General features: G+C 43.7%; 13 protein-coding genes. 11 read left to right on the top strand and 2 right to left on the bottom strand.

The annotated features are described in order from the left end of the window. The first annotated feature begins 42 nt into the window (after positions 1-42). The 4 genes from R8O10_RS16965 to rplY all read left to right on the top strand — a co-directional run bounded on the left by R8O10_RS16965 (position 43) and on the right by rplY (position 3,046). Positions 43-408, top strand: a complete 366-nt coding sequence (locus tag R8O10_RS16965; protein ID WP_412035168.1) for a PepSY domain-containing protein — start codon at positions 43-45, stop codon at positions 406-408. 76 nt (positions 409-484) lie between these two features. Beyond that, positions 485-1,144 carry a response regulator transcription factor gene (locus R8O10_RS16960; RefSeq protein WP_005378073.1) on the top strand — a complete coding sequence of 220 codons (660 nt, stop codon included), beginning with the start codon at positions 485-487 and terminating at the stop codon, positions 1,142-1,144. Beyond that, positions 1,134-2,483, top strand: coding sequence for an ATP-binding protein (locus R8O10_RS16955; RefSeq protein ID WP_054729962.1), 1,350 nt, complete (start codon positions 1,134-1,136; stop codon positions 2,481-2,483). Before R8O10_RS16960 ends, R8O10_RS16955 begins: the two co-directional genes overlap by 11 nt. Positions 2,484-2,767: 284 nt before the next feature. Next, entirely contained in the window at positions 2,768-3,046 is a 279-nt protein-coding gene (gene rplY / locus R8O10_RS16950) for a 50S ribosomal protein L25 (RefSeq protein WP_005378066.1), read from the top strand. Between the two features lie 147 nt (positions 3,047-3,193). Here rplY and R8O10_RS16945 read toward each other — a convergent pair whose 3' ends face one another. Next, positions 3,194-3,709, bottom strand: a complete 516-nt coding sequence (locus R8O10_RS16945) for a GNAT family N-acetyltransferase (RefSeq protein ID WP_017634886.1) — start codon at positions 3,707-3,709, stop codon at positions 3,194-3,196. 752 nt (positions 3,710-4,461) lie between these two features. Here R8O10_RS16945 and ushA point away from each other — a divergent pair. Both ushA and R8O10_RS16935 read left to right on the top strand, forming a co-directional pair. Next, complete coding sequence (gene ushA / locus R8O10_RS16940; RefSeq protein ID WP_104975241.1) at positions 4,462-6,150, top strand: bifunctional UDP-sugar hydrolase/5'-nucleotidase UshA; 1,689 nt, start codon at positions 4,462-4,464, stop codon at positions 6,148-6,150. A 415-nt stretch (positions 6,151-6,565) separates the two neighbouring features. Beyond that, positions 6,566-6,787, top strand: a complete 222-nt coding sequence (locus R8O10_RS16935) for a hypothetical protein (protein ID WP_005386686.1) — start codon at positions 6,566-6,568, stop codon at positions 6,785-6,787. 135 nt (positions 6,788-6,922) lie between these two features. On the opposite strand, the gene R8O10_RS16930 is transcribed toward R8O10_RS16935, so the two are convergent. Next, positions 6,923-7,171, bottom strand: coding sequence for a DUF1289 domain-containing protein (locus R8O10_RS16930; protein ID WP_005378062.1), 249 nt, complete (start codon positions 7,169-7,171; stop codon positions 6,923-6,925). 184 nt (positions 7,172-7,355) lie between these two features. Between R8O10_RS16930 and R8O10_RS16925 the strand changes: the two genes are divergently transcribed. From R8O10_RS16925 to R8O10_RS16905, 5 genes are all read left to right on the top strand, one after another. Then, positions 7,356-7,802: an META domain-containing protein gene (locus R8O10_RS16925; RefSeq protein WP_005378077.1), complete on the top strand. Its 447-nt coding sequence runs from the start codon at positions 7,356-7,358 to the stop codon at positions 7,800-7,802. 435 nt (positions 7,803-8,237) lie between these two features. After that, a complete protein-coding gene (locus R8O10_RS16920) occupies positions 8,238-9,398 on the top strand; it encodes an ABC transporter substrate-binding protein (RefSeq protein WP_318191555.1) in 1,161 nt (386 codons plus the stop codon). A 9-nt stretch (positions 9,399-9,407) separates the two neighbouring features. Continuing rightward, positions 9,408-11,117, top strand: coding sequence for an ABC transporter permease (locus R8O10_RS16915; RefSeq protein ID WP_182016158.1), 1,710 nt, complete (start codon positions 9,408-9,410; stop codon positions 11,115-11,117). After that, positions 11,083-11,730, top strand: a complete 648-nt coding sequence (locus tag R8O10_RS16910) for an ATP-binding cassette domain-containing protein (RefSeq protein WP_258492755.1) — start codon at positions 11,083-11,085, stop codon at positions 11,728-11,730. The genes R8O10_RS16915 and R8O10_RS16910 overlap by 35 nt, the downstream gene beginning before the upstream one ends. Further along, positions 11,723-12,334 (top strand): CDP-alcohol phosphatidyltransferase family protein, encoded by a 612-nt coding sequence (locus R8O10_RS16905; RefSeq protein ID WP_047100743.1) that lies wholly within the window; start codon positions 11,723-11,725, stop codon positions 12,332-12,334. The genes R8O10_RS16910 and R8O10_RS16905 overlap by 8 nt, the downstream gene beginning before the upstream one ends. Positions 12,335-12,566 lie beyond the last annotated feature (232 nt).

The raw sequence follows: 12,566 nt of genomic DNA, 5'->3' as shown, positions 1-12,566 counted from the left end.
TCTCTACATTCTGCGTTACTTTTCGGCCTTATCACGACATTCATGTGTGCACCAAGTTTTGCCAAGCATGGCAACGAGCACACATCACAAAATGGCCACGCCATCGTGCAAGATGTCGAAAAGCCAGGAACACGCATCGAATTCGATGAAGATCAAGATGAGGTCTATCGCGCGGTTCAACAAGGATATATACGACCATTTTCGGAACTTTACGCCGCAGTAGAAAACGACCTATACGGCCGCATCATCAAGGTCGAGCTTGAAGAAGATGATGATGCTTGGGTGTATGAATTGAAAATTCTGTACAACAATAGCGTCCTGAAAGTTGAGTACGACGCCGCCACGCTGGAAATGCTTGAGATCAAAGGTCGCAGCTTTAACAAAGCGTTAAAGCCGCAAAACAACTAAACTTGTCTAATGCGTAATCCAGACACGATGCGTAGCTTACTTCGATAAAAATCCAAACATAATAAGAATCATCAATATGAAAATACTTGTTGTTGAAGATGATCCTCGTTTAGGCGAGCAAATCATCGAAACATTAGAAAGTACCGGCTGGGTACCAGAATTGTCCCAAGATGGCATAGACGCTCTGTATCGCGCGACTTCGGAAGAATGGGACGCCATTGTTCTCGACCTCGGCTTGCCAAAACTGGATGGTCTTACCGTCCTAAAAGGCATCAGAGATGAAAACATTAATACTCCTGTCGTGATTTTAAGCGCTCGCGACACCCTAACGCAGCGAGTTGAAGGCTTAAACGCAGGTGCAGACGATTACCTAACTAAGCCGTTTGAAATGGTTGAGCTTATCGCTCGTATTCGCGCACAACTGCGAAGAGCATCAGGTAACGCCTCTCCTGTGATGCAAATTGGCGACTTGAGCTTGGATACGCGCACTTCTAAAGTCATGTGGCAAGGGCAAGCGGTAAGCTTGACGGCGCTAGAGTATAAAGTGGTCGCTTACTTTATGCATAACCCGGAAAAAGTGATTTCTCGAACCGAACTCGTCGAGCACATTTACAAACAAGACTTTGATCGTGACTCCAACACAATCGAAGTTTTTATCGGCCGAATTCGCAAAAAAATCGCACCAAAGATCATCAAAACTGTCCGAGGGTTGGGATACCAATTAAATGCCGAATAGAAACAGGCTACCGTTGAACGCAATAAAACGACTGAGTATCAAAAGTCGCCTCGTTTTAGCGGCGATCGTTTGGTTAACGGCAATGATCCTCGCCGCTGGTGTGACGATACCGACGCAGGTCTACAACTATATGGTTGATGACACTCGCTCACAGCTCAGCATTTTTATGGATGAAGTCGCAGCACAGTTAGAAGTCGATAACACCGGGCATCTTTCACTCGCAGCTCAGCTATCAGACCCTCGATTTAACCGACCTTACAGTGGTTTGTATTGGAGTGCCTCTACAGAGGCAAGCCTCGAACGTTCTCGTTCTTTGTGGGACAAAAAAATCGAACACAAAGGTTTGGATAAAGATGCGTATGGAGCAAGAGGCGAAAAACTAATTACGCTAGAAAAAGCGCTGTATCTTCCTGATTACGATGGTCCTATTCACATTATTATTGGTATTGACGAAGAACCCATTAAAAATACCCTTCAGACGTTAATCGGCCAACTTTGGCTTATTTTGGGTTTATTATTCGCGGGCGTGCTTACCGTCATTTTACTGCAAATTGCTTGGTCATTGAGTCCGCTTACAAAGCTACAAAAAGAATTAGCCGAGCTGAAGTCTGGTAATAAAAAGAGTCTAGAAGAAACCTACCCAAAAGAGATTTCTCCTCTAATCTTCGACCTCAACGCTCTGCTGTTCCATTACCAAGAATTACTAGAGAGAGCTCGCAATCATGCAGGTAACCTATCTCATGCACTTAAAACGCCACTTTCTGTTCTAAAAAATGAAGTTCAGACGTTAGAACCTGAGGCACAATCCCGTCTCCGAGTTCCAATCAATCAAATACAAGACCATATCGATTACCATTTGGGTCGTGCCCGTATGGCCGGATCGATGAACATATTATCAGTGAAGTCGAACCCAGCAGATCGTGTGGATGCTATCTCAATGGCGTTTGATAAAGTGTATGCGAGCCGAAGCATTACCTTAATTAATGAACTTGATTCAGAGCTGAATGTAGCAGTAGAGCAGACCGATCTCGACGAAATGCTAGGTAACTTGCTAGAAAATGGCTATAAGTGGGCCAACAGCATGATTCGTGTGCACTCATCTCAGGATAAGGAAAATATACACATCATTATTGAAGATGATGGGCCAGGCATCCCTAAAGAGAAACTGAGTCAAGTAATCAAGAGAGGAGTTAGATTGGATGAAACAACCCCTGGCTCAGGTCTTGGTCTAAACATAGTCAGTGAAATGGCACACAGTTACCGAGGTCAATTAACATTGGATACAAGCGCTTTAGGTGGATTAAAAGCATCTTTAGTCTTACATCTCAGCCGAACATAAAGCATATAACACATAAACTTTGTTCTTCGGACCATGATTAGTAAACCGATGAAAATGAAGTCGATGTGAACAAAATCCAAGCAAAGCGTTAAAAGGGATAGCCTTCCACCCCGCTAAATCATACCTTTTTGTTGATTTGGATACGATTTGGGTTGCCCATTTAGAAGTGGAATGATAGTATCCGCGCTCGCTTGAACAGTTCCTGTTTCAAGCTTTACCACGAACAACAAGGTCGCATTGTTGATTGTGAACATTTGATTTTTACTAATTTGAGAGTAAATACTATGAAATTCGAAGCAGTAGTACGTACTGAACTAGGTAAAGGTGCGAGCCGCCGCCTACGTCACGCTGGCAAATTCCCTGCAGTTGTATACGGCGGTGAAGAAGCAGCAGTAGCTATCGTTCTTAACCACGACGACATCGTAAACCAAATGGACAAGCCTGAATTCTACGAAGGCATCGTTCTAGTTATCGATGGCAAAGAAGTTAAAGTTAAGCCACAAGACGTTCAACGTCACGCGTTCAAGCCAAAAGTTGAACACATGGACTTCATCCGTATCTAATTCCCTACCAAGGAATTAATCGGATTAAATCCAAACCTTTTGCATAAAAGATAATCGGACTTACCAACCGAGACATCTAAAAAATTTCAAAACCCCGGAGTCTTACCACCTCCGGGGTTTTACTATATTTGGCATATAGCATTTTATTTATGAGCGGGCAATATACTTCACTAAAGTGAGATCGGTCAGCGTCATACTCTCAATCACTTCCGACTCTTCCTCTCCAGTACGCACAAAACCACACTTCTTGTAAAAGTTAAGCCCCTGTTGATTAGTATCCAGTGCTTTCAAACTGATCTGCATAACTGACGTAGAGAGCAAACGTGTCTCTAACTCATCTAACAGTGCACTTCCTGCTCCTTGCCCATAATGTAGCGGCGTAACGTAGCAACATGTCACTAATGCCGTTTTATCTTCGCTGGTGTGGTTAGGTAACTCGTAACTTAAAAAGCCAACAATTTCTCCTTGCCTCTCAACTACGATCAATTGGGCCAGTTGCTCCGTCATCACTCGCGCCCACATCCTTTCTCGACGCTCAATCGTAAACTGCTCTATGTAGCTCTTTGGCATTAATCCTTTATACGCCACCTGCCAAGAATCAACGTGTATCTTGGCGATTTGGGCTGCTTCCTTTTTGAGTGCGTCCCTTACTGTGTATCTCATAAGCATCCTTTATTAGCGTTCACCACTTACAAATTCTTTTAACCCTACCCTTTAAACCAAAGCTCAAAGATAACAGCTATAGTCGCAACGCTTTACATTAATCCATTTCATTTGCATTAATTAAATGATAGTTCACATCATAATATTCGAAGAAGAACGAACCATTATTTACTTTTCATTTTGACTCATTAGGTTGAATCTATTTGTTTAAATATTCGAGTGTCAAATGCGGAATAAGCACGATAAGGTATCGGATGAGGATAAATAAACGATGCTTAAAGCATAAGGTTTCTAAACGATCGCAATTATAGTAAAGAGATAAATACAATTTTTGATAGAGTTTGGCAGAATAAAGCCATGATCAAATGAGTTTAAGCTCTGTGCTGTTCATTATGCATACAAACCGCCACCCCTCATCATCAGAGCGAAAATTTATAACGATTTGTGTCATACCTATTAGGAAAAACATAAACTTGGCAAAATAATCACCAAAATCAGCGTAATACTTCGCAAAAATGCGCATTGATTCACACAAACAACACACATTCAATTAACTACCTCACAAAAAATAGAGCTAGCGATATAAAATAAATACTAAATACCAATTCTGTTTATTTATAGACGTAGTTTGCAGGCTTATTAATTCATTTCTCCGATAGAAGTATAAATAAGAGATAGATCACTAAAGTTTCACATTAATTCCGTATATTTCACGCCGTAACAATAACAAAATCACAAAGAAAGGATCCCTTATGAAGTTTTCCAAATCTCTTTTGGTAGTGGCAGTAGGCGCTGCGCTAGCAGGATGCGGCTCAGACAGCGACAATTCTCCAGTAACCTGCGAGACTGCAGATTCTTGTACTAAGTTCACCGTTCTCCACACTAACGATAACCATGGTCGCTTTTGGCATAACAGCGACGGCGAATACGGCATGGCTGCGCGTCACACTTTAATCGAATCTATCCGCGCAGAAGTCGAAGCAAAAGGCGGTGAAACCATTCTGCTATCTGGCGGTGATATTAATACCGGTGTACCAGAATCAGACATGCAAGATGCGGTTCCAGACTTCGTAGGGATGAACCTACTTGGTTACGATGCAATGGCTGTCGGTAACCACGAATTTGATAACTCACTAGATATTCTCGATATGCAAGCCGAGCTAGCTGACTTCCCTATGCTGGCTGCGAATATCTATAAAAAAGATACAAACGAGCGTTACTTCGACCCTTACAAAGTATTTACTATCAACGGCCTTAAGATCGCTGTTATTGGTCTAACAACGCAAGACACTGCGAAGCTAGTCAATCCAGACAACGTATCAAACATCCACTTCGAAGACCCTCAAGTAGAAATCAAAAAGGTACTGAAAGAAATCGAAGAGAACGAAAAGGTAGACCTAGTATTTGCAACGACGCACATGGGTCACTACGAAGATGGCAAAAACGGTAGTGAAGCACCAGGTGACGTTAAACTCGCTCGCTCTCTTGAAGAAGGACAGCTAAACGCTATCATCGGTGGTCACTCACAAAACCCTGTATGTATGGAACCAGGTACCAATGAGTATGCTGATTTCAAACCTGGGGATGATTGTGCCCCAGACCAACAAAAAGGCACTTGGATTATGCAAGCGCATGAGTGGGGTAAATATGTGGGTCGTGCTGACTTCGAATACTACGACGGCAAGCTTCACTTAGCGAACTACGCACTGATTCCTGTAAACCTTCTAGACGAAAACGATGAAGTTATCGGTGAACGAATTCAACAAGATGCAACAGTAAAAGCGTTACTACTGCCATACCAACAACAAGGTCAAGAGTTATTAGATGAGAAGATTTCTAATACGACGGGTAAGTTAGAAGGTGATCGTAACGTAGTTCGCTCTCAACAAACTAACCTAGGTCACCTACTCGGCGAGGCATACCGTACTTACAAAACGGTAAATGCTGACTTTGGTGTGATGAACTCTGGCGGCGTGCGTGATTCAATCCAAGATGGTGATATCACTTACCGTGACGTACTAACGGTTCAGCCATTTGGTAACTTCGTGACTAAAGCAACTATGACAGGTAAAGAAGTTAAAGAATACCTAGACGTGGTTGCGACGAAATCTGCAGGTTCTGGTGCTTACGCTCAACTAGATAACATCACTTTAGATGTAAATTGTGATGCTGGCTCAGTAACCATTACCGATATTAACAATAAAGGCTTCGATCTAAACGAAACGTACACATTCTCTGTAATCAGCTTCAGTGCTGCTGGTGGCGATAACTATCCAATCATCGATGTTCAATCTACACAGCTAACCGATGCATACGTTTTGCGCGAGTTCTTCGTAAACAACCCACAAATCTCTGCGGATAACTACAACAAGAACTTAGAGAACATCAAGTACTTCAGTAATGGCCAACCAGTAAAAGGCTGTCCTGCATCTGGTAGCTAATACTCAACACCTTACCCCTGGCACTAAGAGCTTTTACAAGCAATTTCGTCAGGGCTTTCCTCAAAACCGAAGCTTTGTGCTTCGGTTTTTTATTTTCGATAAATTACTGAAAACTCTCCACCTTCACAATATGTTCAAAAATTGTTCATTTGTGTTATTGACGCCCCTGTGTTGGGCTTCTATGTTTGATAAGGTCTTTTTAATATGCAGGTTCATCGGCTAAATTTCGCGAAACATTTTTAATCGCATAGTCAATGATTCTGAGAAAGATGTGAATGGCGTTACAAACACTGCTCTCAAACAATTTGTCTTTGGACTTCAAACGATGGTGATGTGCCTCCACGCGCACACTAATGAGCAGCGATCTGGACGTCAATGTGTTCAAACTGCTGCCATCGAGTTCTGGAGGTCAAAAATGAAACGAGCCAGCAATAGCTACAGACTCCAAATGATCAAAGAAGTAGTTACCCGTAGAGAGCGTGAAGCTTGTACGGATCCTATGGCGAGATATATTCATCAACTGATGGATGAACGCCCAACAAGTAAATTAGATGTTGAATTCAATCATCGATTTTCAGGAAATCACTTCGACGAACAAGCGGGAGGCTGGGTTAGCGACCGTTGGTCGATGAAATAACGCCAATTACCGCTCTATAGGGAAAATGGATAGGAGATTCCCGGTTCTTAAAGGACACCTTGCCGGACCGGGAATATGTAAAAGCCTAATCAGAACCGAAAGCGAAGGCGTAACCCCACAGACTGAACAAGAATTCTAGAATAAGTCTTGCTGAGGCGATGACTCATCTTGAAGCTGTTCTGGCTTCGTCTTCCCTGCCAACATCTTTCGTCTGTACCTTTGACGACACAACTTAATAACGTGCAACTGCTGAGCGGGGGTTAAGTTAAGCCAATTAAACCTTTCCTCTCTCTTTCTCATACACCCCTTGCAATACCCTTTTTCATCGGAGGTACATACTCCAACACAAGGGCTTGGGACAGTAAAAAACTCCAGTTGCTCCATACTAAAACCGCTCTTTCCATATTAGGGCGTATTGGCCTAGTTTAAATAATGAGAAGATTAGTCAGCAACAAAACTTGCTATATGCTTCGTTATGTCAAAAACATACGAAACCATAACCTTATGCTGACAAAAACAGTGTTTTATTACTTATACTTACCGCGTTTATAAAAACGGAGTCTATAAAATGAAGCTTAGCCTAAAAACGTTAGTTACAGCAATCTCTCTCCCTGTTCTTATGACTGCTTGTGCTAGCAACGGTGATGATGTGAAAGAAATAACGGCTCAAGATTTGCAGCACCACAACTGGGAACTTGTTCAAGTTGATGGCAAAAATATCGTTCTAGACGAACACCAAAAAGCGGCTCGCCTAGAAATCGGTGAAAATCTAACCGCAAACGGCAACGCAGGTTGTAATAACTTCTTCGGTCAAGCCGAGCTGAAAAACAACCAACTACGCATCGAAAAAATGGGCATGACCATGAAGATGTGTATGGAAGATCAAATGAAGATCGAAAACGCAATGACACAAACACTATCTAACTGGAGCGATATCACGCTAACTAAAGATGGTCTTGTTCTGAAAAGTGCCGATCACGAATTGACGTTTACACTACGTGACTGGGTAAACTAATCCCAACTAAGTAAACCAGATAGTATCTTAAAGCAGCCAAACGGCTGCTTTTTTTATATCGATGAATCGTTAGTCATGCATGCTAAAGTCATTTAAATGGCCAACTTTCTTTCTCTTTTCGCCCTCAATTCCATGCTTTAGACATCAATTTTGCTCTGTAAAACAACCTATTCATATCTCTGGGGACAATAATTTTCAATTACTTGAAAGAATATCCTCAAACAAACGGTCCGCTCCTAAAATGACACCAAATTTGTCCTTTATTCGTTTTGCTTCACATTGAGAGTAATTCTTTGAATCAATGAGTGATTCCGTTTGGGATTGGCATTGATAATAGAGAGAGATGAATTACTATCATTGTAACAGAGCGGAACGACTTGCGAAAACGTCAATAGAAACGAAAGCAAGAACCAAAAGACATAACACGGAATAGATATGAAAAAGCTACTCAGCAGCATTGGCATTTTAGCCACGACTTTTGCGACACCTTCTTTTGCCGATTCATCAGTGAATAGCGAATGGCAAAAAATCGAACAGCAAGCCGACGGGCAATCCGTCTACTTTCATGCTTGGGGTGGGAGCCAAGAAATTAATCGCTACATACAGTGGGCGAGTAGAGAGCTAAAATCACGTTATAACGTGACGCTAAACCACGTTAAAGTAACTGATATTTCTGAGACCACTACTCGACTTATCGCAGAAAAAGCGGCAGGCAAAAACAGCGGTGGTAGTGTTGATATGGTTTGGATCAATGGCGAAAACTTCAAATCAATGAAGGATAACCAATTGCTATTTGGTCCTTTTGTCGAAGGTTTGCCAAGCTGGCAATATGTGGATAAATCTCTACCAATTGATGTGGACTTCTCCGAGCCAACAGAAGGTCTAGAAGCACCTTGGGGAGTAGGACAATTAGTGTTTATCCATGACGAGCAAACCCTCCATAACCCTCCAAAATCATTCTCAGAAATGCTGAGCTATGCAAAAGCGTTCCCGAATCGCCTGACTTACCCTCGACCACCAGAGTTTCATGGCACAAGCTTTATCAAAACATTACTCATTGAACTGTCTAACAACGCCCCTGAACTGCAACAACCAGTTACCGATGACACGTTTGAACAAGTCACTCAACCGCTGTGGTCTTATCTAGATGAGTTCCATAAAGTCGCTTGGCGCGGTGGTAAGCAGTTTCCAGGCGGTACAGCAGAAACCCTTCAGCTACTAGATGATGGTCAGACTGACCTGGCGATTACCTTTAACCCGAACGCGGTTTTCTCTGCGCAGTCGAGCGGTAATCTTGCAGAGAGCACCAAAGCGTACGCAATGGACGCAGGAGCACTCTCAAATATCCACTTTTTAGCGATTCCTTGGAACGCAAATGCCAGTGCTGGTGCACAAGTTGCGATAAACTTTTTATTGAGCCCTGAAGCACAGTCTCGCAAAGGTAACCTAAACATCTGGGGCGACCCTTCGGTACTAAGCAACCAATACCTAACTGGTTCGGCCAAAAACACTCAACAATTCAAATCTATCGCTGAGCCACATCCAAGTTGGCAAGCGGCGTTGGAAAAAGAATGGTTGAAACGCTACGGGAATTAGTAAGAATCCATGTTAAGAGCGCTGTATTTAGTCATTATCGCAGTTTGTATTTTGCCTACCATTCCGGGACTACTTGGAGTAGTGGTCTCTGCGCTCGGTTATGTACCTCCTATCGGTCTACACCACTTTTCTTTTGATGGCTTCAATGCCGTCTTTGATTGGGAAGGTGTTTGGACATCCATCGGGCTTACTTTCTACTCCGCCATTTTCAGTAGCTACTTGGCTTGCTTCATCGCATTTGCAATTCTACAAGCCTCTTGGGGCAGTAAGTTTTGGCGAAAAATTGAAGTTAGCCTTTCCCCACTTCTCGCGATGCCGCACGTCGCGTTTGCAATTGGCTTTGCGTTCTTGTTTGCCCCAACTGGTATGGGCGTTCGTGTTCTCAACCAACTGTTTGGTTACGACCCGAATGCACAAACGGTGAATGACTTAGCATTGCTGATTAAGGACCCACATGCACTCGGTTTGGTCATCATGCTTGCGATTAAAGAAGTGCCGTTTTTATTGTTGATGAGTATTCCGATCCTTCAGCAATTGAAAGTCGATAAGGTTGAAAAAGTCAGTCACTCGATGGGCTACAGTTCCGCGCAAGCGTGGTGGAAATGCGTATTTCCGCAATGGTTAGCAAAACTTCGTTTCCCAATGCTGGCGGTATTGGCTTACAGTTTGTCCGTTGTCGATGTCGCCCTGATTATTGGCCCTACCAACCCACCCACGTTTGCGGTTTTGGTATGGCAATGGTTTAACGATCCAGATTTATCGCTCCTACCAAGAGCTGCCGCTGGCGCAGTAATACTGTTTGCGATCACTAGCCTTTTGATTGGATTTTCACGCTTAATGGAATGGTGTATTACCAAAGGCTTCAAACGCTGGCAGTACTCTGGTCGAAACGGTTTTCGTTTACCCGGTAAAACCCTATTTTCACTGATTACCCTACTCGCACTTCTAATGATTCCACTCATGGTGGTGTGGAGCTTTGCTCAACGTTGGCGCTTTCCAGATTTGCTCCCAAGCCGTTACAGCCTGCGTTTTTGGGAATACGAATGGCACAGTATTCTTGGCACGCTGGAACAGAGCATGCTGATTGCCGTTATCAGCGCGACTGTCGCTCTAGCCCTTGCCTTGATCGCACATGAGTATCGCCTTCGTTATCGCTGGCAGGTGCCCGGTTACATCATCGCCATCCCAATGCTGATTCCTCAGCTATCCGTGCTATTCGGTATGCAAGTAGTGACGCTGTACTTAAACAGTAACGCGTATTTCTTTTGGGTATGCTGGGCGCATGTGTTCTTCGCATTCCCATTTATTTACCTCTCGCTAGACGGGCCGTGGCGCAGCTTCGATAACAGCTTAACTCGCGTCGCACTCAGCTTGGGTAAAACACCGATGCAAGCTTGGTTAAAAGTGAAACTGCCAATCCTCCTGCCTGCGATTGCATTCGCGTGGGCTGTCGGTATTAGTGTCAGCCTAGCGCAATACCTACCTACATTAGTTCTAGGGGCTGGGCGCATTAGCACCATCACAACCGAAGCCGTTGCACTATCCAGTGGTTTTGACCGACGTGTCACCGCTATTTACGCCATTTGGCAAGCTCTGCTGCCATTCATGTTCTTCTCTTTTGCGATACTGCTTAGCCACTTGCACAGGAAGTATCGCCGCTTGTCTATAAAAGGTTTACTACTGAATGAGTCTTTGTCTCGAAAACCTCGCCATCCGTAAAACCAATGGCGACACGCTTTTTTCAGCGTTCAACATGACCGTAGAGAAAGGTGAAATTGTTACTCTGATGGGACCAAGTGGTTGTGGTAAATCCACTTTGTTGGATGCCATTGCCGGGCACCTATCCGCCGAGTTCAACTACTCTGGATCCATTACGCTTGATAACGAAAAGTTGGATGCCCTCCCTGCCCATAAGCGTCAGGTCGGTATTCTATTCCAAGACGATTTGCTCTTCCCTCATTTAACGGTGTGGGAGAACCTTGCCTTCGCGCTACCAAACTCAATCAAAGGTGAAGAGCGTAAAGCTCACGCTATGCAAGCGCTGAAGAACATTTCATTGACCAAACTAGCAGAGTCCTTTCCTGACCAAATTTCGGGAGGGCAACGCGCCCGTATCTCATTGACTCGTATGCTGCTAGCAAAGCCGAAAGTTGCGCTACTTGATGAGCCCTATAGCAAGTTGGATAAAGACCTGCGTGTACAATTTCGCAATTGGGTGGTCGAACAATTGCAGCAAGCGAACATCCCTACTTTGATGGTAACGCACGATGAAGATGATATTCCTGATGGCAGCCGCTGCCTAAACTGGCCGTGGGAGACAAATCATGCTTGATAGCCTGAGTATAAAGCTCATCCGCAAACCGCTGGCACTCAGTGCGACATATATCGATAAATGTGGCATCACCGCAAATCAGACGACAGTATTTGGTTTTGTGCTTGGCTGTTTTGCCCTGCCGGCTTTGATCACCGAACAGTACTTGTTGGCGTTGCTGTTTATTTTGCTGAACAGAATCTGTGATGGGTTAGACGGTGCACTGGCAAGGATTCAAGGCATTACCGATGCGGGTGGCTTTCTTGATATCAGCTTAGATTTTTTGTTCTATTCGTTGATTCCTTTTGGCTTTGTGCTTGCCAACCCAGAGCACAATGCCGTTGCAGGCGCATTTTTGATTTTTTCCTTCATCGGCACTGGTAGCAGCTTTTTGGCTTTTGCCATCATGGCAGGAAAACAAGGCATCGATAATCCGGTATATAAAAACAAGTCGCTTTACTACATGAGCGGCTTAACCGAAGGTACAGAAACCATTGGCTGCTTGGTTTTATTTTGTTTGCTACCGCAACACTTTGCCGTCATCGCGTATATCTTTGGCGCGGCATGCTGGTTTACTACTTTTACACGTATTTATTCAGGATTTCATACGCTTAACGATCATTAATACTGCTTAGACAATCGCGTTTCCTTAAGGGACAGGCCGCTAAGCCACTGTTTTATAAAGCACCAAAACGCAGGTTAAATTGGGGTATATACTCTTTGAATGAAGAAACCATTCGGAGGCTATATGAAAAAACAGATCAATTTAGGCATGTTGCTGGCTTTGTTGCTTAAATCGATGGAACTAAATCAAAAAGATACGATCTGATCGGCTACACCCATCAAGCATCGTAGCC

This window comes from Vibrio sp. 1727, assembly GCF_033344415.1.
In the GTDB taxonomy this organism is placed as follows: Bacteria; Pseudomonadota; Gammaproteobacteria; order Enterobacterales; family Vibrionaceae; genus Vibrio; species Vibrio alginolyticus.
Note: the sequence above shows the minus strand (reverse complement) of the source record. Positions and strands in the feature narration are given on the sequence as shown.

Coding starts and splice junctions, on each gene's coding strand:
- ushA (WP_104975241.1), top strand. CDS start 4,462: ATGAAGTTTTCCAAATCTCTTTTGGTAGTGGCAGTAGGCGCTGCGCTA.
- R8O10_RS16935 (WP_005386686.1), top strand. CDS start 6,566: ATGAAACGAGCCAGCAATAGCTACAGACTCCAAATGATCAAAGAAGTA.
- R8O10_RS16960 (WP_005378073.1), top strand. CDS start 485: ATGAAAATACTTGTTGTTGAAGATGATCCTCGTTTAGGCGAGCAAATC.
- R8O10_RS16945 (WP_017634886.1), bottom strand. CDS start 3,709: ATGAGATACACAGTAAGGGACGCACTCAAAAAGGAAGCAGCCCAAATC.
- R8O10_RS16920 (WP_318191555.1), top strand. CDS start 8,238: ATGAAAAAGCTACTCAGCAGCATTGGCATTTTAGCCACGACTTTTGCG.
- R8O10_RS16965 (WP_412035168.1), top strand. CDS start 43: ATGTGTGCACCAAGTTTTGCCAAGCATGGCAACGAGCACACATCACAA.
- R8O10_RS16930 (WP_005378062.1), bottom strand. CDS start 7,171: ATGGAGCAACTGGAGTTTTTTACTGTCCCAAGCCCTTGTGTTGGAGTA.
- R8O10_RS16955 (WP_054729962.1), top strand. CDS start 1,134: ATGCCGAATAGAAACAGGCTACCGTTGAACGCAATAAAACGACTGAGT.
- R8O10_RS16925 (WP_005378077.1), top strand. CDS start 7,356: ATGAAGCTTAGCCTAAAAACGTTAGTTACAGCAATCTCTCTCCCTGTT.
- rplY (WP_005378066.1), top strand. CDS start 2,768: ATGAAATTCGAAGCAGTAGTACGTACTGAACTAGGTAAAGGTGCGAGC.
- R8O10_RS16915 (WP_182016158.1), top strand. CDS start 9,408: ATGTTAAGAGCGCTGTATTTAGTCATTATCGCAGTTTGTATTTTGCCT.
- R8O10_RS16905 (WP_047100743.1), top strand. CDS start 11,723: ATGCTTGATAGCCTGAGTATAAAGCTCATCCGCAAACCGCTGGCACTC.
- R8O10_RS16910 (WP_258492755.1), top strand. CDS start 11,083: ATGAGTCTTTGTCTCGAAAACCTCGCCATCCGTAAAACCAATGGCGAC.